General features: G+C 31.8%; 21 protein-coding genes and 1 tRNA gene. 8 read left to right on the plus strand and 14 right to left on the minus strand.

All coding sequences use genetic code 11. From position 1 onward, the window contains the following. Positions 1 to 80: 80 nt before the first annotated feature. Positions 81 to 3,059 carry a zinc-dependent metalloprotease gene (locus tag LX78_RS01025; protein ID WP_109680781.1) on the minus strand — a complete coding sequence of 993 codons (2,979 nt, stop codon included), beginning with the start codon at positions 3,057 to 3,059 and terminating at the stop codon, positions 81 to 83. A 109-nt stretch (positions 3,060 to 3,168) separates the two neighbouring features. Between LX78_RS01025 and LX78_RS01030 the strand changes: the two genes are divergently transcribed. Beyond that, entirely contained in the window at positions 3,169 to 3,687 is a 519-nt protein-coding gene (locus LX78_RS01030; protein WP_146192533.1) for a hypothetical protein, read from the plus strand. Between the two features lie 32 nt (positions 3,688 to 3,719). Here LX78_RS01030 and accC read toward each other — a convergent pair whose 3' ends face one another. The 6 genes from accC to pdxA form a co-directional block, all read right to left on the minus strand. Continuing rightward, a complete protein-coding gene (gene accC / locus LX78_RS01035; protein WP_109681344.1) occupies positions 3,720 to 5,072 on the minus strand; it encodes an acetyl-CoA carboxylase biotin carboxylase subunit in 1,353 nt (450 codons plus the stop codon). 107 nt (positions 5,073 to 5,179) lie between these two features. Next, the gene (gene accB / locus LX78_RS01040) at positions 5,180 to 5,659 is read right to left on the minus strand and encodes an acetyl-CoA carboxylase biotin carboxyl carrier protein (RefSeq protein WP_109680783.1); all 480 of its coding nucleotides are present in this window, start codon (positions 5,657 to 5,659) and stop codon (positions 5,180 to 5,182) included. Between the two features lie 34 nt (positions 5,660 to 5,693). After that, positions 5,694 to 6,689 (minus strand): beta-ketoacyl-ACP synthase III, encoded by a 996-nt coding sequence (locus LX78_RS01045; RefSeq protein WP_109680784.1) that lies wholly within the window; start codon positions 6,687 to 6,689, stop codon positions 5,694 to 5,696. Between the two features lie 181 nt (positions 6,690 to 6,870). Further along, positions 6,871 to 7,074, minus strand: a complete 204-nt coding sequence (rpmF, locus tag LX78_RS01050) for a 50S ribosomal protein L32 (protein ID WP_109308168.1) — start codon at positions 7,072 to 7,074, stop codon at positions 6,871 to 6,873. 9 nt (positions 7,075 to 7,083) lie between these two features. Beyond that, entirely contained in the window at positions 7,084 to 7,623 is a 540-nt protein-coding gene (locus LX78_RS01055; RefSeq protein WP_109681345.1) for a YceD family protein, read from the minus strand. A gap of 73 nt (positions 7,624 to 7,696) precedes the next feature. Then, on the minus strand, positions 7,697 to 8,743 hold the full coding sequence (gene pdxA / locus LX78_RS01060) for a 4-hydroxythreonine-4-phosphate dehydrogenase PdxA (protein ID WP_109680785.1): 1,047 nt from the start codon (positions 8,741 to 8,743) through the stop codon (positions 7,697 to 7,699). Between the two features lie 63 nt (positions 8,744 to 8,806). Between pdxA and LX78_RS01065 the strand changes: the two genes are divergently transcribed. Then, entirely contained in the window at positions 8,807 to 9,394 is a 588-nt protein-coding gene (locus LX78_RS01065; RefSeq protein ID WP_109680786.1) for a riboflavin synthase, read from the plus strand. Here the strand turns inward: LX78_RS01065 and LX78_RS01070 are convergent. The 3 genes from LX78_RS01070 to mce all read right to left on the minus strand — a co-directional run bounded on the left by LX78_RS01070 (position 9,391) and on the right by mce (position 10,481). Further along, entirely contained in the window at positions 9,391 to 9,579 is a 189-nt protein-coding gene (locus LX78_RS01070; protein WP_109680787.1) for a hypothetical protein, read from the minus strand. The genes LX78_RS01065 and LX78_RS01070 overlap by 4 nt on opposite strands. A 376-nt stretch (positions 9,580 to 9,955) precedes the next feature. Beyond that, positions 9,956 to 10,029: transfer RNA gene (locus LX78_RS01075), tRNA-Ile, on the minus strand. A gap of 47 nt (positions 10,030 to 10,076) precedes the next feature. After that, positions 10,077 to 10,481, minus strand: a complete 405-nt coding sequence (gene mce / locus LX78_RS01080) for a methylmalonyl-CoA epimerase (protein ID WP_109680788.1) — start codon at positions 10,479 to 10,481, stop codon at positions 10,077 to 10,079. Positions 10,482 to 10,597: 116 nt separating this feature from the next. Here mce and rbfA point away from each other — a divergent pair, with 116 nt between their 5' ends. After that, positions 10,598 to 10,999: a 30S ribosome-binding factor RbfA gene (gene rbfA / locus LX78_RS01085; protein ID WP_109680789.1), complete on the plus strand. Its 402-nt coding sequence runs from the start codon at positions 10,598 to 10,600 to the stop codon at positions 10,997 to 10,999. After that, positions 11,000 to 12,205, plus strand: coding sequence for an ABC transporter permease (locus tag LX78_RS01090; protein WP_109680790.1), 1,206 nt, complete (start codon positions 11,000 to 11,002; stop codon positions 12,203 to 12,205). Here the strand turns inward: LX78_RS01090 and dusB are convergent. Together dusB and LX78_RS01100 are read right to left on the minus strand one after the other, a co-directional pair. Then, positions 12,202 to 13,194 carry a tRNA dihydrouridine synthase DusB gene (gene dusB, locus LX78_RS01095; protein WP_109680791.1) on the minus strand — a complete coding sequence of 331 codons (993 nt, stop codon included), beginning with the start codon at positions 13,192 to 13,194 and terminating at the stop codon, positions 12,202 to 12,204. The genes LX78_RS01090 and dusB overlap by 4 nt on opposite strands. Before the next feature lie 3 nt (positions 13,195 to 13,197). After that, entirely contained in the window at positions 13,198 to 14,421 is a 1,224-nt protein-coding gene (locus LX78_RS01100) for a M28 family peptidase (RefSeq protein ID WP_109680792.1), read from the minus strand. 61 nt (positions 14,422 to 14,482) lie between these two features. Between LX78_RS01100 and LX78_RS01105 the strand changes: the two genes are divergently transcribed. Then, positions 14,483 to 15,592, plus strand: a complete 1,110-nt coding sequence (locus tag LX78_RS01105; protein WP_109680793.1) for a PD40 domain-containing protein — start codon at positions 14,483 to 14,485, stop codon at positions 15,590 to 15,592. 4 nt (positions 15,593 to 15,596) lie between these two features. Here LX78_RS01105 and LX78_RS01110 read toward each other — a convergent pair whose 3' ends face one another. Beyond that, a complete protein-coding gene (locus LX78_RS01110; protein ID WP_109680794.1) occupies positions 15,597 to 18,020 on the minus strand; it encodes a TonB-dependent receptor domain-containing protein in 2,424 nt (807 codons plus the stop codon). 156 nt (positions 18,021 to 18,176) lie between these two features. Between LX78_RS01110 and lepA the strand changes: the two genes are divergently transcribed. Continuing rightward, positions 18,177 to 19,973, plus strand: a complete 1,797-nt coding sequence (lepA, locus tag LX78_RS01115; RefSeq protein WP_109680795.1) for a translation elongation factor 4 — start codon at positions 18,177 to 18,179, stop codon at positions 19,971 to 19,973. Positions 19,974 to 20,014: 41 nt separating this feature from the next. Here lepA and LX78_RS01120 read toward each other — a convergent pair whose 3' ends face one another. Beyond that, positions 20,015 to 21,874: a cation:proton antiporter gene (locus LX78_RS01120; protein ID WP_109680796.1), complete on the minus strand. Its 1,860-nt coding sequence runs from the start codon at positions 21,872 to 21,874 to the stop codon at positions 20,015 to 20,017. 109 nt (positions 21,875 to 21,983) lie between these two features. Between LX78_RS01120 and LX78_RS01125 the strand changes: the two genes are divergently transcribed. Further along, a complete protein-coding gene (locus LX78_RS01125) occupies positions 21,984 to 22,832 on the plus strand; it encodes a universal stress protein (protein ID WP_109680797.1) in 849 nt (282 codons plus the stop codon). Next, on the plus strand, positions 22,829 to 25,024 hold the full coding sequence (locus LX78_RS01130) for a SulP family inorganic anion transporter (protein WP_109680798.1): 2,196 nt from the start codon (positions 22,829 to 22,831) through the stop codon (positions 25,022 to 25,024). The genes LX78_RS01125 and LX78_RS01130 overlap by 4 nt, the downstream gene beginning before the upstream one ends. The last annotated feature ends 32 nt before the right edge of the window (positions 25,025 to 25,056 follow it).

The following is a 25,056-nucleotide window of genomic DNA, read 5'->3' on the forward strand; positions in this document are numbered from 1 at the left end:
ATAGATATATAATCACCCATTTTAAATTAAAAAGGCTTCCTAAATAGGAAGCCTTTTTTTATAATCAATATTTTAAATAGTTATTCTACAATAATCTTTTTGATTACCGTTTTAGAGCCATCATTTATATTTAATAAATACATACCAGCTTGAGCATTATTCATCTTTATGGTTTGATTAAACTCTCCAGTGTTCTTATAAGTTTTAGTTAAAATAGTACGTCCTCTAATATCAAACACTTGAATGCTTATATTTTCACTATCGTTTGCGTTATATTTAATAGTAAATTCTCCTTGGTTAGGATTCGGGAAAACACTTAAGTTATCTAATGAATATTCACCTACTCCAAGTTCTGCCAATACATTTAAAGTATAATCTTCTACTTCAGCATCATGGCCATTCTCACAAGATGTTGGAACACCATCATTTAAATATTTTGTAGTAACACGCATGGTTGTATTTCCTAAAGCAGCATCAACTGGAATAGTTATACTTAATGGTGAGTTTGCAGTTGGACCATTTGTAACATTAAAAGTAGTACCTAATTCGTATACTTCACCTGGATCATTAAAACTACAATTCTGATTCCAGTCTACCCATACAACAGTTGTACAAGTATAAGGCCCATCAGTATTTGTATTAATAGTTAGAGAATAATCTTCATTTCTATTTACATCTGTAACCATACTTGTATAATCACTATATCCAGATGGTTTTCCAGTGTTTGTATTACTTAAAACATCTGATGTTCCATCATTAATTATTACGCCTTCTGTGCTTGTATCCCAATCTGTATTGGCAACAGAAACACAAACACCATCTGTAATAGTCAAATTAACTGTAGTTGTTCTGTCAAATGAAGTTGCTGACCCAGTAACTGTTATAACATAATCTCCGGTTGCTGCAGCTAATAAATTGTCAACAGTCATTGTAAAAGTACCATCGTCGCTTAATTCAGTAGGTGTAAAAGTAACATTTGCACCTGCTGGATCTCCTGTTGCAGAAAAAGTAGTTGTTTCAGAAAAACCGTTAGAAGTAACATAATTAAATTCATACATCACTGAATTTATATTACATGCTGATTGATCTCCAGATGTATTACTAATACTAAAATCTGCACTACTATTTATACTAAATGCATTAGAAACAGCATAAAAAATATTATCTGCAGCTTCCACCAAAATTTTTGCAGAAGTTGAATTTGCAATATTTGGAACTGTAATACTTGCTGAACCTGTATTTGGAACTCCTGAAGCTAGAGTGGTATCAAAATCAACTCCATTTGCTGCAAACAAGATATTTACGGTTTGGCAGTTAATTGGTACTACATTAGATTGACCAAGAGCCCAATTAACTGTTTGAGTTGTATTTTGTCCCCAAGTTGGAGGTGTAGAAACTGTAAAAGGTGTCACATCCATAACAGTAACAATTACATTATCTGATGCTGAGTTTCCTCCTCCAGCATAATTATCTCTAACCGTTAATAAAAAATCCATAGTTCTCCCAACTGAGGGTACAACTTCCCAAGTAGAAGCTAAAGAACCTGAAAGCACTGTATTAAATGCAGGCATGTATCTGTCTGGCGAAGTAGTTGGCGTTAACGATCTAAAAGCTGGTCCAACAGTAGATGTTGAAACTGGAGGCATAGTTGCAGGAGCTTCGTCGCTTTGTTCCCAGCAATATGTTAATACATCTGCTGGATTATTGTCTGTTGCAGTTCCTTTTAAAACAAAAGCAGTCGATTTTGGAATAGAATAATCTGGTCCTGCATCAGCTGTAGGAGCTATGTTTCCAGATGGTGTTGGAACATCGCAAGTACTACTGTTTCCAACTGAAATGTTTAACCACATTTCTTTTATATTATCTCCGTTAAAATAAGCATCACTATTGTTTTGAACATTCGGCGCGCAAATTCCAGCATAACCCATAATAGTTGAAGCACTTCCAGGTTCTACTGAAACAGACGATCTATTACAACTATTATTTTGGGTATGGTTCCCTCCAAATTGGTGTCCCATTTCGTGTGCCACATAATCAATATCAAATGTATCTCCAACTGGTGATCCAGAACCTGTAACGCCTCCTGCTTTAAAAGTTGTACAAGGAGAGTTTAAGTATGCAACTCCTCCACCTCCAGTGCTAAATACATGACCAATATCGTAATTGGCTGAACCAATATTATTATCACATGTCGTTTGGTTTTCACCTAACATTGTTCCTCCACTATTATTAGTATATGGGTCTGAATTCACATCTGGTCCTAAGAAAATAATACTAGAATTAGGCACCATTACCATAGTAAGAGATAAATCTCTTTCGTAAACACCATTTACACGAGTCATACTTGCATTCATAGCTCCCATAACTCCAGATAATGTACCACCATGAAATAGTGCATACTCGACTGTACATGCCAATGCTAATCGGTAAGTTCTTAATTGTCCATCATCTGCATTTCTAAGGGTTTTAAATTCTTCATCAGAAATATTATATTCTTGTTTTATATATTCTGTTTCACATACAAAATCATCCCTCCGTGAATCAGATTCTGAATTTACAAATGAAATATATGTTTTTAAATCTGCAGAATAAGGTTCAATAAAAACCGTTTTCTTGTCTGAAAGAACCATACTGCTCAATCCTTTTTCAGGAGATATACTAAATCTTACAATAGATGTTGGATTGTCTATTCCTTGTCCTACATAAGACCTAATGTTTGGAAATTGTTCTTGCAATTCTGGTGTCATAACTGAAGCCTCTTTAATTCTGAAAGATTCAAAGACACCTTCAGCATTAGGAAAACTAACAACAATATCAGATTGTCGGTTAAAGTTTTCTCTTTTTGGAGTGTTTATTAAAGCATTTGTTAAGCCTTCTAAATCTAAATTTAAAATAGTTGATTTTTGAGGTAATGATTTTACAAATACAACGTCTTTTTTCATTACTTTTTTAGAGTCATCTTGGCTCCAAAATGAACTTTTGTTTTGTGAAAATCCAACAGCTGAAATCAATAAAACTACGCACAAAATAAATGCGTTTTTAGAATAGTTTTTTTTCATTAGGAAAGTTTTTAATTAATAACTCTAAAGTTATGACGATATATTTAATATTTACAACAATATGATAAATGATTTTAATTATAATACATTTGTTTATAAACCATTTATTATGAAGTATTTATTTGTAATTTTTGTCTCTTTAGTTGTTTTAGCTTGTCATTCAAATAAAACAGCATCATCCAATATACAAGATAAAACTATTGCTTCTACAAATTGCCCTGAAGATGGCATTTGTACATTTAAAGTACTTCAAAATAAAGTTTTAACTATTAAAAAAGATGGTTTTGGTGAATTGTATCCTGAGCTTTCAGATGGAAAAAAAACGGTCATTAAGTTTGAATACAAACGAAATGAAATTCCTAATACAGCAGATAGTAGTTATTCTGAAATTATTTATGCTGAAATAGAATCTAACATAAATGAAATTATCCTGAAAGACGAAACCCTTAGTGAAGCTAAAGTGTTATTTGGTAGACTTTGTTTTTGTAGAGGTGCAACTGGTTATTATCTTGTAAAAGAAGGCTCACTTAAAATCTCAACTAATAATAAAGGCGCCAAAACATATAAGTTAAACTTTAAAGTAAATGAAATTCCACAGATAATAACTATGTTTCAAGAAACTCTATAAAAAACTCCGAAAACAATTTCGGAGTTTTAAATTTAATCTTCTGTTGGTTTTTGTATTACAAAATCTTCCATAAATTTCGTGGTATAGTTTCCAGCTAAATAATCTGGATGATCCATTAATTGTCTATGAAAAGGGATGGTTGTTTTAATACCTTCAATCACGAATTCATCTAATGCTCGTTTCATTTTATTGATAGCTTCTATACGAGTTTGAGCTGTGGTTATTAGCTTCGCTATCATAGAATCGTAATTTGGTGGAATAGTATATCCTGCATACACATGTGTGTCTAAACGTACTCCATGTCCTCCAGGCGCATGAAGCGTTGTTATTTTTCCAGGAGATGGACGAAAATCGTTAAACGGATCTTCAGCATTAATTCGACACTCAATAGAATGTAAATTCGGTGTGTAATTTTTTCCAGAGATTGGTACTCCAGCAGCTACAAGAATTTGTTCACGTATTAAATCGAAATCGATTACTTGTTCAGTAATTGGGTGCTCTACCTGAATACGTGTATTCATTTCCATAAAGTAGAAATTTCTGTGTTTATCCACAAGAAATTCTACAGTTCCAGCACCTTCGTATTTAATAAATTCGGCTGCTTTTACTGCAGCGTCTCCCATTTTTTTACGCAAAGCAGTTGTCATGAATGGAGATGGTACTTCTTCGGTTAATTTTTGGTGTCTTCTTTGAACAGAACAGTCTCTTTCTGAGAGATGACAAGCCTTTCCATTAGAATCACCTACAATTTGAATTTCGATATGTCTAGGCTCTTCAATAAGTTTTTCCATATACATATCGTCGTTACCAAAAGCAGCCTTAGATTCTTGTCTAGCAGAATCCCAAGCATCTTTTAGTTTTTCTGGTTTCCAAACAGCTCTCATTCCTTTTCCACCACCTCCTGCAGTTGCTTTAAGCATCACAGGATAACCGGTTTCTTTAGCTATTTTTTCGCATTCTTCAAAGCTTTCAATAATGCCCTCGCTTCCTGGAACACAAGGTACTCCAGCTGCTTTCATAGTCGCTTTAGCTGAAGCTTTATCTCCCATTCGATTAATCATTTCGGCTGAAGCTCCAATGAATTTAATTTTATGTTCTTCGCAAATTTTTGAAAATTTAGCGTTTTCAGATAAGAATCCGTAACCTGGATGAATGGCATCTGCATTTGTAATTTCGGCTGCTGCAATAACATTCGACATTTTCAAATAAGACAAGTTACTTGGTGGTGGTCCAATACAAACAGCTTCGTCTGCAAACTTAACATGTAAGCTTTCTGCATCTGCTGTTGAATAAATGGCTACCGTTTTTATGCCCATTTCTTTACAGGTTCTAATAACACGAAGTGCTATTTCTCCTCTATTGGCAACTAGTATTTTTTTAAACATAACTTTAAGTTTTAAAAATTTCAAATTCCAAACTCCCTTTCTGCCAACTGGCAGGCAAATTTCCAAATATTGGAATTTGAGATTTGCGTATTGGAATTTTTAAATTGTTATGACGGATCAACTAAAAATAATGGTTGATCGAATTCTACAGGTGAAGAATCGTCAACTAAAACTTTTACTATTTTTCCAGAAACTTCAGATTCTATTTCGTTAAATAGTTTCATTGCTTCAATAATACATAATACATCTCCTTCTTTTATAGATTGACCAACTTCAACAAAAACTGGCTTGTCTGGAGATGGCTTACGATATAATGTTCCTATAATTGGAGATTTTATTGTAATATACTTAGAATCTTCATCTGCACTTGCTGCTGCAGGCGCTTCGGCTACTGGCTGTGCTGTTTGGGCAGGAGCTTGAGTCATTGGTGCATTAACAGGAATTTGTTGCACATAAGTTGTAGTTTCTGGTTTATCTCCAGTTCCTGTTTTGATGGTGATTTTTACATCTTCTGTTTCTAATTTAACCTCACTTGCGCCAGATTTAGCAACAAATTTAATTAAGTTTTGAATGTCCTTTAAATCCATAATTTTAGATATTAAAATTTTATTTAGTAGTTAGTTAGGAGTTATAAGCCCATTTTAAATAAATAGAGCCCCAAGTAAATCCACCTCCAAAAGCCGCAAAAATTAAATTATCGCCTTTTTTAAGTTTAGATTCGTAATCGCATAATAATAAAGGAAGTGTTGCTGATGTGGTATTTCCATATTTTTGAATATTCATCATTACTTTTTCTTCCTCTAATTCTATTCTATTCGCTGTTGCGTCAATAATTCGTTTGTTTGCTTGGTGAGCAACTAACCAAGAAACATCATTTACTGTTAGTTTGTTTCTTTCTAATATTTTTACTGCTACATCTGCCATGTTAAATACGGCATTTTTAAATACCGTTTTACCATCTTGAAACACTTGATGTTCATGATTTTTTATAGCTTCAGGTGTCGAAGGATAAGAAGATCCACCATATTTTGCTTGTAAAAAGTCTCTTCCTATACCATCACTTCTTAAAAACTCATCTTGTAGACCTAATCCTTCTTGGTTTGGTTCGAAAAGTACAGCTCCTCCTCCATCTCCAAATATGATACAAGTTGCTCTGTCTTCATAATTAATCATTGACGAGTTTTTGTCAGCTCCAATTAACAGGACTTTCTTATACTTTCCTGATTCAATATATTTAGAAGCAACAGACATGCCATATAAAAAACTTGAGCATGCAGCTTCTAAATCGAATGAAAAAGCATTTTTAGCTCCAATTTGTGTAGCTGTATAGGCAGATGTTGGTGCTGCCTTCATGTCTGGTGTAGCTGTAGCAACAATAACCAACTCAATTTCTAAAGGGTCGATACCACTTTTATCAATGAGGTTTTGAGCAGCTTTAATTGCTAAATAAGATGTGCCTTTGCCTTCTTCTTTAAGAATTCTTCTTTCTTTAATTCCTGTTCGTGTAGTAATCCATTCATCATTTGTATCAACCATGTCTTCTAACATTTTATTAGTTAATACATATTCTGGCACATAACCACCTACAGCTGTAATTGCTGCTGAGATTTTACTCATAATCTATAAAGTTAATTTGACCTAAAAATATTGCAAATTCAATCAAATAATCATGAAATGTATAAAAAACAATTCATTTTGGTCTAATTTAATGCAAATTAAGTCGTTTTTGACTTCTATAAAAATTTAAAACAAAAAAAACGCTCACAAGTGAGCGTTTTATTATATGCATGCATAATACTTATGCTAAGTTTTCTTCTACTTCTGAGTTATCTATAAGAACTTGTCCTCTATAATATAACTTACCTTCGTGCCAATGAGCTCTGTGGTATAAGTGTGCTTCTCCTGTTGTAGGACACGTAGCAATTTGTGGAGCTGTTGCTTTATAGTGTGTTCTTCTTTTGTCTCTTCTTTGTTTAGAGATTTTTCTTTTAGGATGTGCCATTTTCTATTTTTATTTATCCGTTAATAGTTTCTTTAATGTATTCCAACGAGGATCTGTTTCCTCTTCAGTTTCTTTATTTTCTTTAAGCTTTGGGCTTAATTCTTCTAATTTTTTAAGTATGTCTGAATTTAATGTTCCGTCTTTTACTCCAGGATGAATTCTTTTTGTTGGGACAGCAAGAACAATTAATTCGTAAATATATTGTTGAATATTTATTTCATATTCTCCATGTGGAATAATTAATAAATCAATTTCTTCATCATTAAATTCTTCACCAAAATTTACAACTAAATTAAATTGGTTTGAAATTTCCTGATTGTAAGCCTCATTTGTTAAGTCGCAATTGATATTTACTGTTCCAGAAATGTCGAAATCTAATTCAAGTAAAGTTGTCTTTTTATTTAATGAAAGACCCACATTAATCGAAGTATCATTAAACTCCTCATACTCAAAATGTTCAAAGAACGTTTTATCAATTTGATACTTAAAATGATGCTTTCCTAATTTTAGCCCTACAAATGGAATTGTAAACTCTTTCAAGTGCTTCATCATCACATCTAATTTGAGCATGCAAATATAGTAAAATATTATTTAGATAATACAACTTATAAACATTTTTTGTTTATATCTTTTTAGGTCTTGTTTTTAGTGGATTTTGATTCAGATTTTCATACTCATTTCTGTTTTTAAATATCTGAATAGCAGTGAACACGGCTTCCTTAAAAGAGCTTTCATCTGCTTCGCCTTTGCCAGCAATTTCAAAGGCTGTGCCATGATCTGGAGAGGTTCTAACTCTGTTTAATCCAGCCGTAAAATTAACACCTTTCCCAAAGGCAAGTGTTTTAAAAGGTATTAATCCTTGATCATGATAAGCTGCAATAACAGCATCGAAATTTTTATAATTTTTAGAACCAAAAAAACTATCTGCTGCGTAAGGACCATATACTAATCTGCCTTTATCTCTAATCTCGCTTAATGTTGGTCTTAAAACTTCGTCGTCTTCTTTTCCAATAACACCATTATCTCCTGTATGAGGATTGATTCCTAAAACTGCCACTTTGGGCTTTCTTATTTTAAAATCTTTTTCAAGAGATTGGTAAATTATGTCTAATTTCTCTTTAATTAAATTATTGGTAATATGGCTTGAAATGTCTTTAACTGGAACATGATCCGTAAGTAAACCAATTCTTAAATCATCAGACACCATAAACATTAAACTTTTTCCTTCAAGCTCTTTTGCTAAATAATCTGTGTGTCCTGGAAAATTAAATGCTTCAGATTGTATGTTGTGTTTATTAATTGGAGCTGTTACCAATACATCAATATTATTTTCTTTCAAAGCTTTTGTTGCTGCTTGAAGTGATTTAATAGCATATTCGCCAATTATTAGATCTTCTTTTCCAAATTCAATATTGAATTTGTCGTTCCAAACATTAAATACATTTATCTTACCATGTATAAGTTGATTGAAATTGTTTATTCCATTAAAATTCAAATTAAAATCAAAATGTTTATTTAAAAAACTTATGGTTTTAACAGATGCAAATATGACTGGCGTGCAAAATTCAAGCATTCTAATGTCCTCGAAAGTTTTTAAAACCACTTCTCCACCAATACCATTTAAGTCTCCTATAGATATTCCAACTATTATATTTTCTTCGTTCTTCATTAAATAAGATAACTTTTGTTTGTAATTTTACACTTGCAAATTTAACCAAATATTCGACATAATATGTTTACAGGAATCATTGAAAGTGTTGGTGTAGTAAAAGATTTAAAAAAAGAACAAAATAACCTTCATATTACTATTGAAAGTAATTTTACAAATGAACTAAAAATTGACCAAAGCATTGCTCATAATGGTGTTTGTTTAACAGTTATAGATATTAAAGGAGATAAATATACTGTAACTGCAATTGAAGAAACCCTTGGTAAAACCAACCTAAGCCTTTTAAAAATAAATGATTCAATAAATCTTGAACGAGCCATGAAGCTTGGAGATCGTTTAGATGGACATATTGTTCAAGGGCATGTCGATCAAACTGCTATATGCACAAACATTGTTAACGAACAGGGTAGTTGGAAATTTACTTTTCAATACGATTCAAGCTTAAATAATATAACCATTGAAAAAGGGTCTGTTACTGTTAATGGTGTTAGTTTAACAGTTGTAGATTCTAAAAAAGACCAATTTAGTGTAGCTATAATTCCTTATACCTACTTACATACTAACTTTAAAGACTTTAAAAAAGGAACTGAAGTAAACTTAGAATTTGATGTTATTGGAAAATATGTAACTCGCTTAATGAGTTTAAATTAACGCTTTAATAATTTTTTTACACCTATAACAATACCAATAAATATCCCAGCAATTATTCCTCCATCAATTGGAAGTCCTGGTGGTGGTGGTGGCATCGGTGGTGGTGGTGTAGATTGAGCAACACATACAAAACTTATTAATACTAATAAGACTGAGGCAACCATTTTTTTGTTTTGTATCTTCATTCGGCTGTAAATGTATAAAAAAAAGCGACTTATCAAAATAATTTAGACAAAAAATATCCTTTAAGTGCAAAAAACATCGTTGAAATGCACAAAAGGATTGTGTTAACATAATTTTAATAATTCAAATATATACTTTTTTATAATAAATAAAACATTTTTGTTTTATTAAATTGTAACTTAATGTATTAGATTATATTGTAAACCCTCTGTAGTGGCCTTTTATCAATCAAATATGAAAAAAAAGCTTATTTAAGGCTCTAATAGAACGGTAAAGACACAACTATATATTTCTTGACATAAATAAAATTGTTCAACCTATGTTCGACCCAAACAAAATAAAAAAGCCTTACGTCTCTGTAAGGCTTGATTTTACTAGTGGTCCCACTTGGGCTCGAACCAAGGACCACCTGATTATGAGTCAGGTGCTCTAACCAACTGAGCTATGGGACCAAAATTGGGTGCAAAGCTAATATTATTTTTAAAACTCTACAAGCATTTTATTCCTTTATCTCTTGGCATAATTCAATTAGAACGCCATTTGTAGATTTTGGATGCAAAAAAGCTACCAGTTTATTATCTGCTCCTTTTTTTGGTGTTTCGTTTAAAATAATAAACCCTTCATCTTTTAATCTGGTTATTTCTGCTTCAATATCTGTAACATCAAATGCTATATGATGAATCCCTTCGCCTTTTTTCTCAATAAACTTTGCAATTGGACTATCTGGTTTTGTGGCTTCCAATAATTCAACTTTATTTTCTCCTACTTTAAAAAACGAGGTGTTTACACCTTCGCTATCTACTTCTTCTGTTTTATAGTGTGGTTTGCCAAATAACTTCGAAAACAATTTGTTAGATTCTTCAAGGTTTTTTACTGCAATTCCTATATGTTCTATTTTATTCATTTATTAATTCTTTAATAGTAAGTTACGAATTTTGACATCAAAAGTAATATAATCTTTAAATATCGTTATTTTTGCATCATGAAAACCCATAATGGTTTTTTATAATAAAAGTTAAGATCGTGGAAGAGGAAAGTCAAAGACAAAAAAAAATAGGTTCAGTTTTACAAAGAGATTTGGTTGAAGTGCTTCAAGGTGCTGCAACGCAAGGTGGTATGAAAGGTATTCTTATTTCGGTTTCTAAAGTAAAAGTAACTGTGGATCTGTCTGTTGCAAAGGTTTATTTGAGCATTTTCCCAAATGGTAAAGGAAAAGAACTTATTGAAGGTATCAAATCCAATGCGCCTTTAATTAAACATGAATTGGCGCAACGCACCAAACATCAATTGAGACGTATGCCTGCACTTCAGTTTTTTATTGATGATTCTCTAGAATATATCGATAAAATTGACAAGTCTTTAAAAGGCGAAGACAATCCTATTAACGATCCAGATCTCTTAGGAAAACGTAAAAAATCGTAATTGAATTTTTCGCTCTACATAGCTAAACGTTATTTGCTTTCTAAAAGCTCTAACAACGCTATTAATTTTATTACCATTATTGCTGCAATTGGAGTTGTTTTAGGTTCAGCATCACTATTTATAGTGCTTTCAGGTTTTGCGGGTTTAAAAGATTTTACACTTCAATTTACTTCTATTATAGATCCAGATTTAAAAGCTGAAGCATCAGTGGGTAAATCTTTTTTAATTTCTGAAGATGAGTTTTCTAAATTGAATAATTTGGAAACTGTCGCATTCTATTCTAAAATAATTGAAGAACGTGTCTTTATTACATTTGAAGACAAAAGCTATCCAAATGGCTATATTAAAGGTGTTGACGAGAATTTTGAAATTGTAAATGCTATAGATTCTGTAGTTGTTTTGGGAAGCTGGATTACTCAAAAAACAAACCAGATAGTTTCCGGATGGGGAATTGCAAATACGCTTTCTTTTGGTGTTTTAGATTATGGAAAGCGTGTAAATATTTATGTGCCTAAACCAGGAAAAGGGCAAATAACGTCAGTAAAACAAGCTTTCAACACTTTTGATGCTGTTAATGTTGGTGTTTTTGATGTGAATGAAAACTTAAACGATAAGTACATTTATGCTCCTTTTGATATGGCAAGAGCACTTCTAAACTACAAAGAAAATGAAGTCTCTGCTATTGAATTTAAGCTGAAAGAAAACGCTACGGAAGAACAAGCCAGAAAAGAAATTACGTCTGTTCTAGGAGAAAAAATAACTTTGAAAAATAGTGCTCAATTAAACGATGCACTTTACAAAATGCTCAACACAGAAAATTTAGCTGTCTATTTAATCTTTACACTTGTATTAATTATAGCTTTGTTTAATGTAATTGGCTCCATTATTATGATGATTCTGGATAAAAAAAATACCTTAAAAACGCTTTTCAACCTTGGAGCAACCATACAAAATATTCGGAAAATTTTCTTTCTTCAAGGGAGTTTAATGTCTATTGTTGGAGGGTTGATTGGTTTGGTTTTGGGTTGCCTAATCGTTTGGTTACAAAAAACGTTTTCTTTGATTATGATTACACAATCTCTACCATATCCTGTGACTTTAAAAGCCGAAAACCTAATAATTGTGTTTGTTACTATTTCTGTTTTAGGTATTATCGCTTCAAAAATAGCTTCGGTAAGGATTTCTAAAAATCTAGTAGAAAATTAAACAAACTCATAATCTGAAAAAACATCTAAAACCTCATCAAAGGCTGCAAATACATCTTTAGATTCGTCGCTTGTTACCATTTTCATTCTATATTCCTTAAAGTTTGGAATGCCTTTAAAATAATTTGTGTAATGTCTTCTGGTTTCAAACACACCAAGGGTTTCCCCTTTCCAATCGATTGCCATTTGTAGATGACGTCTAGCAGCATCCACACGTTCTTCTAACGTTACAGGTTTTAAGTGTTCTCCTGTTTTAAAAAAGTGTTTTACTTGCTTAAAAAACCAAGGATTTCCAATAGTTGCACGACCAATCATACAGCCATCTAGACCATATACGTCTCTCATTTCCATAGCACGTTCTGGAGAATCTACGTCTCCATTTCCAAACACAGGAATATGCATTCTTGGGTTATTTTTTACTTCTGCAATAGGTTTCCAATCGGCTTCACCTTTATACATTTGTGCTCGAGTTCTCCCATGGATTGAAATTGCAGCACAACCAACATCTTGAAGTCTTTCGGCTACCTCAACAATTCTAATAGAATCGTGATCCCAGCCTAAACGGGTTTTTACTGTAACTGGCAAATTGGTGCGTTTTACCATTTCTGCAGTTAGTTGCTCCATTAAGCAAACATCTTTTAAAATACCTGCTCCTGCTCCTTTACTAACTACCTTTTTTACTGGACACCCAAAATTGATATCGATAATGTCTGGATTCGACTTTTCAACAATATCAATGGTTTGAAGCATGCTTTCTAAATTAGCTCCAAAAATTTGAATTCCAACTGGACGTTCTTTTTCATAGATATCCAGTTTCATGACGCTTTTTGCAGCATCACGAATCAAGCCTTCACTAGAAATAAATTCTGTGTAAACCACATCTGCACCTTGTTCCTTGCACAAAGCGCGAAAAGGAGGATCGCTAACATCTTCCATTGGAGCTAAAAGCAATGGAAAATCTGGAAGTTCTATGTTACCTATTTTTACCAAATCTTAAAAGTTGATGTTTGCTTGAATATCTTTTCCGTTTCTTTTAACCACAACTTGAGTAGAATCTCCAGCCTTGAAAACAGATAATGCTCTCATATAACTCATCATGTCAACAATTGTACTATCTCCAAGTTTAACAACAATATCTCCTTTTTGCAAACCTGCTTTTTGCGCTGGTTTGTCTTCGCTTATGCCATCAACTCGCATACCTTCACCATCAAATAAATAATCTGGAACAACACCTAAACCAACCTTAAAACGTGGTGTTTCTTCGCTTTCATTCTTCGTTTTTCTAAAAGCTAGCTTTCCACTTTTATCTAGTTCTGTTATGATATCAAAAATATAGTTTGAAATAGCATCCATACCTTCATAATTCAGCTTTTCTGTATCGTCTCCAGGTTTGTGGTAATCATCATGTTGACCAGTAAAAAAGTGTAACACAGGAATGTCTTGTAAATAAAAAGACGTGTGGTCACTTGGTCCAACACCTGATTCTTGTTCTACCAATTTAAAACCAGGATTTGTAGCAGATAGTGTTTGTTTCCAACGTGGTGATGTTCCAACGCCATAAACAGCTAAAGTGCTATCTTGCTTTAAACGTCCAACCATGTCCATATTAATCATGTAATTGGCTTTACTTAAATCTAAAGTAGCATTTTTAGTAAAATAATTAGAACCTAATAAGCCCATTTCTTCACCAGAAAAAGCCATAAACAAATAGTTATTAGACGTGTTAGCATATTTTAGTTTTCCAGCTAAATCTAACATCACTGCTACTCCACTTGCGTTATCGTCTGCTCCATTATGAATCTCTTTTTCACCTCTATGTAACGAACCATCACTTCCAAAACCTAAATGATCGTAATGTGCTCCTATAATAATGGTGTTTTCGGCTTGATTATCTATATATGCCAGAACGTTTGTTCCTGTAATAGTAGAATCTTCAGCAATAGTTACATATTTAACTTCAGCATGTGGTTCGGTTTTAGGCTTAAAGCTAAAAGTTTGGTAAAAACCATTTGTACCTTTTGGTTGTAGTCCCATTTCATTAAAACGTTCTACTAGATAGGCTGCAGCTTCCTGCTCTCCTTTAGTTCCTGTTTCTCTACCTTCTAGTTTATCGTCTGCAAGAAATGTAACATCTTCTTTTATTCTATTTTCATGTTTATATTCTTGTTTACACCCTAAAAACGATATAAAAAGAACTAGTAACGATATTTTCTTCATATTATTAATCTTATTTTTGGCAAAATTATGGAATAAATGCCATTTATTTAAACTTTAATCTATGTCTATGTATTTAAGATTTTTTTATAGCTTATTATTAGTAACATTAATATTTTCTTGTAAAAACGATAAAACCCAATCTGCTGACGCAAAATCTGGTGCGACAAAATGGGTGGATACTTTAATATATTCAGATGAAGTTCATTTTAAATCTTTAAAACAAATCACCTTTGGTGGCGATAATGCAGAAGCTTATTGGAGTTTCGATGACAAACAATTAGTATTTCAATCTAACAATAAGGAATGGAATGTAGGTTGCGACCAAATGTTTTTAATGAATGTTGATGAAACATTTAAAGACAATATGCCTCCAATGGTTAGTACTGGAAAAGGTAGAACCACTTGTGCTTATTTCTTACCCGATAACAAACATATTATTTACGCTTCTACACATTTAGGTGGTGAAGAATGTCCTGAAACACCTTTACGTAAAAACGGAAAATACATTTGGCCAATTTATGATACGTACGACATTTTTGTGGCAGATTTAAAAGGCAATATTGTAAATCAGCTTACTAATGAGCCTGGATACGATGCTGAACCAACTGTTTCGCCAAAAGGAGATAAAATTGTATTTACTTCAGATAGAAGTGGAGATATTGAATTGTACACGATGAATCTAGATGGTAGCGATGTAAAACAAATTACGTTTGAATTAGGTTATGATGGTGGTGCATTCTTTTCGCCAGATGGCACAAAAATTATCTTCCGTTCTTCCAGACCTAAAACCGAAGAAGAAATTAAAGAATATAAAGATTTGTTAGCTGAAGGATTAGTGCAACCAACAGAAATGGAATTATATATTTGTAATGCCGATGGTAGCGATTTACGTCAATTAACAGATTTAGGAAATGCTAATTGGAGTCCGTTTTTTCATCCTTCTGGTGAAAAGATTTTATTCTCTTCGAATTTCGAATCTGAACGTGGTTTTCCGTTTAATTTATACATGATTGATTTGGATGGTAAAAACTTAGAGCGAGTAACACATAGCGATACATTTGATGCGTTTCCAGTGTTTTCTAACGATGGTAAGAAATTGATTTTCTCTTCCAACAGAAATAATGGTGGCGGACACGATACGAATTTGTTTATTGCTGAGTGGCAGGATTAAAGAATTAATCTCTTTCTTTAATACGATCTCTTTCTTTAACTTCTTTTTGGCGTTCGTTAGTTTGTAATATGGTATTACCAAACTTGTACCTAAATCCAAATTTAACGAATCTGTTATCTAAATCTGTGTGGTTATAACTTCGTTGGTTTAAATATTCTGTAGTTGTTTCAAAATCTCCTAAATTGAATAAATCTGCTGCACTTAATGATATTACAGCTTTATCCTTTAAGATGGTTTTTGAGATAGATAACTCAGATTCTAATCTTGCTCCAACATCTCTAAAACCTTGTAAGGCTTCCGATTGGTAGATAAACGTTAAGTTTACAGATAGGCTTCTATCTTCTAAAAACGAGAAGTCGTTGCTAAGCACACTATAGTTAGACCATTTATCTGCTTCTATAAAACCATTATCTGTGTTTTTTTCTTCTAGTGCGTTATAAAAAGACGTTACAGCATACACAAACCAAGAGTCTGTAACATTAAAATAAGAAATAATATCAAAACCATACTCTATGGATTTATCTATATTAACTGGAGCATAAACTATCTGGTTAGATAAATTGTCTTGAAGAGGAAGTTCGATAAAGTAATCCTTTTCATTAATATAATATGCCTCTAAGGTTAAAAAATAAGTTACAGAAGAACCTATTACATAATGGTCTTTATAAGTTGGTTTTAAATTTGGATTACCAACAACCAACGTATTATCGTTTAAGAAAAAGGTAAATGGATTTAAATCTCTATAGTTTGGTCTTACAATACTTCGTTTATAAGTTGTGTAAAAACTAAGTGCATTTTCTGTTTGGTATTTAATACTCGCTGTAGGAAACCAATCTAAATAACTTTGTTTGTTGGTTTGGTTATAAGTAATTGAGGTGCCTTTTATGTCTGTTTGTTCCATGCGCAAGCCTGCATTTAAGCCCCACTTCCCGAAAGTTTTATCATAGTTAGAATATAATGCAAAGATATTTTCGTTATATTTAAAAGCACTTGAATTTGCAGTATTTAAAACCTCTTCATTAGTATTAAAATCATAATCATAACGAGTTATATCGCTTTCAGATTGAATGCTTGAATATTTTGATCCAGCATCAAAATTCGATGTATCGTTAATTGGAAGTTTATAATCTAATTGAGCAGTAACTATTTGTGTTTTTTGATTGGCATCTGTATTAAATGCTGTAGGTCCAATATAATTATTATTCTGGTCGTAATAGTTGCTTGAAGATTCTTGAAACCTGTTGTAATCGTATATAGTAAAATGACTATTAAAAGCCAAGCTGCTTTTTGTAAATTGATGAAGATAATCTAAATCGAATCCTAAATTGTATTTATCGTCGTTAGTTAAATTATCTGCTTCAAATCGAGATTGAAATTCATTATTAGCATCATATATATTGGTGTTATTATCAAGTTTATACTTAAAATAAGGTGTCCACAACAAGTTTGAAGACACACTTAATGTATTGTTCTCGTTTAATAGAAAATCGAGGTTAAAATTCAAGCTATGAGACTTGGTCCATGTATTTCTATTAGTTGAAGATTTCCATACTTCATCAATTTGATTATTAGTATCGAAGTAATAAACACCATCGTCGTTATCTCTATTTATTTTATCGCTTGTATAGCTATAATTAGCAAATAAGTTGATTTTATCTGTTTTAAAATAATTAATCATTCCAAGGTTGTATCTAGGAAAAACGCCTTGAGTATAGTTTCCAGAAACACTTCCTCTGTATCCTGTTACCAAGTTTTTGGTCATAATAATATTTAAAACAATGCCACTTTCAGCATCATAACTAGCCGAAGGGTTAGTAATAACCTCAACAGATTTAATAGCATTTGCAGGAGAGCTTTCTAAGAGTTGCAATAATTCTTCAGTAGATAATTGTACTTTTCTATTATTTATATAAACAGAAGGCGACGAACCTTTTACCATTATTTGTCCATCTAAAACCAAAACACCTGGAGTGCTTTTTACAACTTGTAATAGGCTTCCTTCAGAAAGAGCCGTGTTCTCAACTCCAAAAACTAATTTGTCTGCTTCTTTCTTTACTATAGGTTTATTAACAACAATACTTACTTCGTCTAAAGCTTCGTTATTTTCATTTAAAATTATTTCTCCAAGATTTATATCTGTAGATGAAGTAACTATAGATTTATAATAATCTGAATAACCAATAAAACTTACTTTTATATTGTAACTACCTTCCTTAATGTTCTTTATTTCAAAAAATCCGTTATCGTTTGTGGAGGTTCCTTTAATTGCTGTAGAATCTTTTGCAGACAACAAAACAGTATTGGCAAAATAAATTGGATTGTTATCTTTATCTTTAACGGTTCCAGTTATAGATATATCCTGACTTAATACTGTAAAAGGTAGTAGTAAGAATAAAAATAAATGTAAGATATTCTGTTTAAAATTCATCTTTCAGTTTGGGGTTACAATATAAAAATAGTTTTGAACTTATTTTTACGGTTTTACCGTAAATAAAATATTTTCATTTAGTTAGTTATTAACATTTAAAGCTATTTTAAAACAATTATATTTGCAAATTAGTTTTTTAGCTAGGATTTAGATTTTATGAAGCACATTAGAAACTTTTGTATTATAGCACATATAGACCATGGTAAAAGCACCTTGGCAGATAGATTATTGGATTATACTGGTACAGTAACAGAGCGAGAAAAAAAAGAGCAACTTCTAGACAGTATGGATTTGGAACGTGAAAGAGGGATTACTATCAAATCGCACGCAATACAAATGGAATATACGTATAAAGGAGAACACTATGTATTAAATTTAATAGATACTCCAGGTCACGTAGATTTCAGTTACGAAGTGTCTCGGTCTATTGCTGCATGCGAAGGCGCATTGTTAATTGTTGACGCTGCTCAAAGTATACAAGCACAAACAATATCTAATCTTTACTTAGCTTTAGAAAACGATTTAGAAATTATACCTGTACTTAATAAAGTAGATTTGCCTAGTGCAAATCCAGAAGAAGTAACCGACGATATTGTTGATTTGTTAGGTTGTAAGCCTGAAGATGTTATTCATGCAAGTGGCAAAACTGGTTTTGGTGTAGATAATATATTAGCAGCCATTATAGAAAAAGTTCCTGCTCCAAAAGGCAATCCAGATGAACCTTTACAGGCTTTAATTTTCGATTCTGTTTACAACCCATTTCGTGGTGTAGAAACTTATTTTAGAGTTCTTAATGGTACTATAAAAAAAGGACAAAACATAAAGTTTATTGCAACTGGTAAAACTTATTTTGCCGATGAAATTGGCACCTTAAAACTCAAACAATTTCCAAGACAAGAAATTAAAGCTGGAGATGTTGGTTATGTTATTACTGGAATAAAAGAGGCTAAAGAAGTTAAAGTAGGAGACACCTTAACTGATGCTAAAAATCCAACAACAAACGTCATTGAAGGTTTTGAAGATGTAAAACCAATGGTTTTTGCTGGTATTTATCCAGTTGACACAGAAGATTACGAAGAGTTAAGAAACTCTATGGAAAAATTACAACTTAATGATGCTTCTTTGGTATTTACACCTGAGAGTTCTGCTGCTTTAGGTTTTGGTTTCCGTTGTGGATTTCTTGGAATGCTTCATATGGAAATTATCCAAGAACGTTTAGAACGTGAGTTTGATATGACTGTTATTACAACAGTTCCAAACGTTAGTTACCATGCTTTTACAAGAAAACATCCAGAAGTTCCAGTAATTGTAAACAATCCAACCGATTTACCAGATCCTTCTGGTTTAGATCGTGTTGAAGAACCATATATTAAAGCTACTATTATAACAAAAGCCGATTTTGTTGGAAATGTTATGTCTTTATGTATTGAAAAACGAGGCATGATTACTAATCAAACGTATTTAACTACTGAGCGAGTTGAAATGACTTTCGATATGCCACTTGCAGAAATTGTATTTGATTTTTATGATCGATTAAAGACCGTTTCAAAAGGGTATGCTTCTTTTGATTATCATCCTATTGGCATGAAAACATCAAAATTGGTACGTGTAGATATTCTTTTAAACTCTCAACCAGTTGATGCGCTTTCGGCATTAATTCATGCAGATAACGCACATAATATTGGTAAAAAAATGTGTGAAAAACTAAAAGAATTAATTCCAAGACAACAATTCGATATTCCTATTCAGGCAGCCATTGGAGCAAAAATTATTTCACGTGAAACCATAAAAGCACTTCGTAAAGATGTAACTGCTAAATGTTATGGTGGAGATATTTCTAGAAAACGTAAACTTCTTGAAAAACAGAAAAAAGGTAAAAAACGTATGCGACAAGTTGGTAATGTTGAGATACCTCAACAAGCATTTATGGCTGTATTAAAGTTGAACGATTAAAACTTTTCTATTATATATTACAGCCTAGACATTAGAACTGTTTAAGCGCCATTGGTTTCTATTTTAACATTCTCAACATCAAAAGGTTTACCAATATAAACCAGTTTCCAGCCAGGTTCTATGTTTTCAAGAGTTTCTTCTTTATCAGCTTTTACAACAAACAAGTCGTCTTCATTATCTTTAATGAATAGTGGGATAATGTCTTGGTCTTTACTTGTAATATCAATTAAATCGTAATAATGTTCTTTGCTTTTTAATTCAATCTCTTGAATGGAAGGATATTTATTAATTACGTTTGTTAAAGAATTAAAATCGTCTGAATATGAAAAAATACCTTCTGTTGGAATATCTGTATTTTCAAGCACTTCGGTAGCTGTTAACAGTCTGTAAGAACCGTTTTCGCCAAACTTATCACCAAATTGCTTAATGGCATACTTATTAATATCTGTATTACCTGTTAGTGCCATTAAAAAACCCATATCATTAAGCTCGATATTATCTAATAATTTATCAGAATAAATATTAGTATTCATTGCTTCTAAGCCAAGTTCGTTAGCTTTAGTTATATTATTTTGGTTACTGTCTATTAAAACGACATGTCTGCCATTTTCTTCTAAATAATGCGCCAATAATCTTGGAAGCTTAGAAGCACCTACAATTAAAATTCCTCTAGACTCGGTTAAAAACACACCAACTATTTTTGCAAACATTCTGGCTGTAGTAGCATTAAGGATAACAGTGCCTAAAACAATCATAAACACTAAAGGAGTAATGTATTCGGCTCCAGGAACGCCATCTTCAGCTAATTTCAATCCAAATAATGAAGCAATACCAGCAGCCACAATACCTCGTGGTCCTACCCAACTAATAAAAAGTTTTTCTTTTAACTTCAAATTAGACCCTTGAGTACTTAAAAACACACCTATAGGCCGAATAACAAAAACAACTGCTGCAAAGAGAATAACTGTATTCCAATTGTAAATTAAAAGTAAATCTTCAAAGTTAATATCTGCTGCAAGAAGAATAAAAAGTATGGATATTAACAAAACACTTAAAGACTCTTTAAAATAAAGTAATTCTTTTAAATAAGGAGATTTAGAGTTGCCTAAAACCATTCCCATAACCACTACTGCTAATAAACCAGATTCATGGGCAAACTCATCAGCTAAAATAAAAACACCTAAGACAGCTGCTAATGCAAACACATTCATTAAATAATGTGGTACCCATTTTTTATTAATAATTAAATTAAGTCCGTGTGCAAAAGTAAATCCAAAAGTTGTCCCAAATAAAACAATCTTTCCAAACTCAATAAAAACTGTTTTTGTATACTCTCCTCCAGCATCCACACTAATAAATTCAAATACCAAAACAGCAACAAGAGCTCCAATTGGATCGATAAGAATACCTTCCCATTTTAATACAGCAGAAATATCTTTTTTAAGTGGAATATTCCTTAAGATAGGCGTAATTACTGTTGGCCCAGTAACAATAATTAAAGCTGAAAATAAAAATGAAATTTCCCAGCTTAAATAAAAAACATAATGTGCTGCTATTGCAGCGCCAAAAAAGGTAACTATGGAACCTAATGTAATTAATTTTGTAATTACTGGTCCAACATTTTTTATCTCTCCTTTTTTAAGGGTTAAACCTCCTTCGAATAAAATAATACTAATAGCTAAAGACACAAAGTAAAACAGGCTACCACCTGGAAATAGTCCTTCTTCACCATTCCATCTAGGTTCAATCCATTTTGTACCATCTTCGCTTAAAAACTCTGCTGCAATAGGCCCAACAAACAATCCTATAAGAATCAATGGTAAAATGGCTGGAATTTTTAATTTCCAAGCTACCCATTGAGCAAGTATTCCTAAAATTATAATCCCTCCTAATTCTATCATGGGTTATTTTTTGATAAAACTACTATTAAATTTAGACATTTTTGTTTTAGTGCAATTATTTTTTAAAAAAATACTATCTTTCAAATCCTTAAAAATTTGATAATAAAATTTGTCTTTTAAACCGTTTAAATCTGTTGGTATAGGTGTTACGTTCTCACCAAATCTTAAAGCTAATATTTATGAAGCTTCAAGACTCTCTTTAATGTTTAATTCTAAACTTATACTTATCCATGTAGGAGAAGAAACTGCAGAAAAAAAAGATACGTTTACAAATATTTTAGCTCCTTTTTTAAATCAAAATCTATCAGTAGATATTATTTTCAAGTCAGGAAATCCTGTTGATGTTATTTTATCTGTATCTCAAAATAAAAACATTGATCTACTAATATTAGGTGCTCTAAAAAAAGAAAAGTTAGTAAATTATTATTTAGGATCAATTGCCAGAAAAATAACAAGAAAATCAAATTGTTCTATTCTGTTATTAATTAATCCATCTATAGAAAGAATTGCTTGTCAAAATATTGTTGTTAATGGATTAAAAGATCCTAAAACAGAACAAGCAATAGAATCTGCTTTTTATATATCTCATTGTTTAGGCTCTAAAATGGTAACTATAGTTGAAGAAATTAATCAAGATGAAGTAGCTATAAAAGTTGAAGATGATAAATCGTTAAGAAAAGCAACTATCTTAAAAGAACGTATAAAACTACGTGAAACCACAAGGATTAAATCAATCGTAGAGCATATTCCAAAAGAACATACTGATTTAGTAACTATTAAATCTCAACCAATATTTGGAAAAAAAGGGTATTCCATTGGACATTATGCACAAATATCTAGAGCTGACCTTTTAGTCATGAATGCGCCTTCAAAAACAACTATTTGGGATCGTATTTTTCCACACGATATTGAGCATATTTTAGCAGAACTCCCAACAGATGTTTTAATTATTCAATGAGTCCAAAAAAACCAACAATAGTCGATTTTCTTAAAACATTACCAAAGAATATTTTTTCTGGTTTTGTAGTAAGCCTTATTGCTTTGCCTTTAGGATTAGGATTAGCTATGGCCAGCGATGCGCCTCCAATAGCAGGTATTATTGCAGCTGTAGTTGGAGGGCTTATGGTGTCTGTTTTAGGAGGAAGTCATGTAACCATCACTGGTCCTGGAAATGGTTTGGTTGGTGTTTTGTTAGTAGCTATTACAACCCTAGGCATTGAAAGTGCTTATGCAGCTATTATTTTTTCTGGTGTATTAGTGGCCATTTTAGGATTTTTAAGACTAGGTAAATTATCCGATTTCTTTCCATCTTCTGCAATTCAAGGTATGTTGGCAGCTATTGGTCTTATTATTTTAGGTAAACAATTTCACATTATGTTAGCGCATAGGATAGAAAGAGAAGATACCATTGATTATTTATTAGAAATTCCATTTACCATTAACGATGCGCTTCATTATGAAAAAGAGGGACTTATTTTAGCAGCCCTTGCAGGTTTTTTTAGTTTTTTGATTATGGTATTTTATCCTAAAATAAGGAATAAGTATTTACAGCTAATTCCTGCTCCAATGTGGATAGTAATCCTCTCTATTGCTTTTAGTTATTATTTTGAACTATTTGTACATGAGTCTAATCCTATTGCAAAAAATTATATGATTTCCGGAATACCAGAATTTAAGGAAATTATAGCCCAATTACCAACTGTTAACTTTGGTAAAATAGGACAATTCTCCTTTTGGTCAAGTGTTTTAGCACTTACACTTATAGCTAGTATAGAATCTTTATTGAGCATAAAAGCAGTAGATAAATTAGATCCTGAAAAAAGACGTTCTAACGTAAATAGAGATCTTAAAGCATTAGGACTAGCCACTATTGGTAGTGGTTTTTTAGGAGGTTTAAATGTGGTAACTGTTATTGCAAGAAGCTCTGTTAATGTTAATAATAATGGGAGTAATCGGTCAGCAAATTTTTTCCATGCTATTTTTCTAATTATATTTATTGTGTTGTTTAGTTCGCAATTAACTAGAATTCCATTACCTGCTTTAATGGCAATTTTAGTATTTACTGGTTATAAATTAGCATCACCAGAATCCATTAAAAAAATATTTTCAATAGGAAAAGAGCAGATAATAATATTTCTTGTAACACTCTTTGTTACTTTAAAAATAGGTTTAATATCAGGTATTTTATCTGGAGTATTAATTACTATTATAATCCATATAATTATAAATAAAAGCATTGGCTTATTTGCAAGAAACATACTTAAACCAAATGTTTTAATGTATCAAGAAACAGATACTGATGGAAATTATTATATAAGCGTAAAACACATTTGTAGTTTTTTAAATTATTATAAGCTAAAAAATAAATTAGATGCTGTTCAAGAAAATCAAGACGTTATTGTTGATTTCTCTTTATGTGAATTTGTTGACCATACTGTTATGGAGAACCTAAATAGTTACAGAGATCTTTTCTTAAAACGAGGTGGACATTTTGAAGTTATAGGACTCGACATGCATGATACAGATTCTAAACATCCTTTTGCATTAAGGCGATTGCTTCCAGTACCAAATATTATTAAAAATAATTTAACAAGGCGTCAAACAAGTATAGAAGAACTAGCTGAAAATTACAATTTAAAATACCTTCATAAAAAACAAAAAGACACACTTTTCTTAAATAATTTTATCTTTTTCAGAACAAAAAAAATTAATCATATAAACAATCAATTATTTACTAAAAATGATGTCATAACCATTTTTGATATTGAATTTTCTGAAGGTGAATTCATTGCCAAGGAAGTGGTAAGAACTACTATGCTTCATATCTCATTAAATAAAACAATTCCTGAATTTACCTTAGACCAAGAAGGTTTCTTAGAAAAAATATATGCATTTGCTGGTTTTAAAGATATACCTATTCAAGATCAAGTAGATTTCTCTAATCGCTTTTATCTTTTAGGAGAAGACGAAGAAGCAATAACAAAATTCTTTAACGAAGAACTCGTTCATTTTTTTGAGAGCAATCCATATTTCCATGTTGAATCTAATGGTAATGCCATGCTTGTATTTGGCAAAGAACGATTAGCAAGCATCAAAGAAATTAAAGTATTGTTTGATTTTGGTAAACGCTTAAAACAAGTAGTTAATTAATAATTGAAATCTTTAATTGGTAATCTCTTAAT

The sequence above is a fragment of the Xanthomarina spongicola genome (assembly GCF_003148645.1).
GTDB classification, from domain to species: Bacteria; Bacteroidota; Bacteroidia; order Flavobacteriales; family Flavobacteriaceae; genus Xanthomarina; species Xanthomarina spongicola.

Bases quoted from the DNA above. Each gene is read 5' to 3' on its own strand.
- lepA (WP_109680795.1), top strand. From the start codon at position 18,177: ATGAAGCACATTAGAAACTTTTGTATTATAGCACATATAGACCATGGT.
- accB (WP_109680783.1), bottom strand. From the start codon at position 5,659: ATGGATTTAAAGGACATTCAAAACTTAATTAAATTTGTTGCTAAATCT.
- LX78_RS01065 (WP_109680786.1), top strand. From the start codon at position 8,807: ATGTTTACAGGAATCATTGAAAGTGTTGGTGTAGTAAAAGATTTAAAA.
- LX78_RS01105 (WP_109680793.1), top strand. From the start codon at position 14,483: ATGTCTATGTATTTAAGATTTTTTTATAGCTTATTATTAGTAACATTA.
- LX78_RS01100 (WP_109680792.1), bottom strand. From the start codon at position 14,421: ATGAAGAAAATATCGTTACTAGTTCTTTTTATATCGTTTTTAGGGTGT.
- pdxA (WP_109680785.1), bottom strand. From the start codon at position 8,743: ATGAAGAACGAAGAAAATATAATAGTTGGAATATCTATAGGAGACTTA.
- LX78_RS01025 (WP_109680781.1), bottom strand. From the start codon at position 3,059: ATGAAAAAAAACTATTCTAAAAACGCATTTATTTTGTGCGTAGTTTTA.
- rpmF (WP_109308168.1), bottom strand. From the start codon at position 7,074: ATGGCACATCCTAAAAGAAAAATCTCTAAACAAAGAAGAGACAAAAGA.
- LX78_RS01120 (WP_109680796.1), bottom strand. From the start codon at position 21,874: ATGATAGAATTAGGAGGGATTATAATTTTAGGAATACTTGCTCAATGG.
- LX78_RS01110 (WP_109680794.1), bottom strand. From the start codon at position 18,020: ATGAATTTTAAACAGAATATCTTACATTTATTTTTATTCTTACTACTA.
- mce (WP_109680788.1), bottom strand. From the start codon at position 10,481: ATGAATAAAATAGAACATATAGGAATTGCAGTAAAAAACCTTGAAGAA.
- LX78_RS01045 (WP_109680784.1), bottom strand. From the start codon at position 6,689: ATGAGTAAAATCTCAGCAGCAATTACAGCTGTAGGTGGTTATGTGCCA.
- LX78_RS01055 (WP_109681345.1), bottom strand. From the start codon at position 7,623: ATGAAGCACTTGAAAGAGTTTACAATTCCATTTGTAGGGCTAAAATTA.
- accC (WP_109681344.1), bottom strand. From the start codon at position 5,072: ATGTTTAAAAAAATACTAGTTGCCAATAGAGGAGAAATAGCACTTCGT.
- LX78_RS01130 (WP_109680798.1), top strand. From the start codon at position 22,829: ATGAGTCCAAAAAAACCAACAATAGTCGATTTTCTTAAAACATTACCA.
- LX78_RS01030 (WP_146192533.1), top strand. From the start codon at position 3,169: ATGAAGTATTTATTTGTAATTTTTGTCTCTTTAGTTGTTTTAGCTTGT.
- LX78_RS01070 (WP_109680787.1), bottom strand. From the start codon at position 9,579: ATGAAGATACAAAACAAAAAAATGGTTGCCTCAGTCTTATTAGTATTA.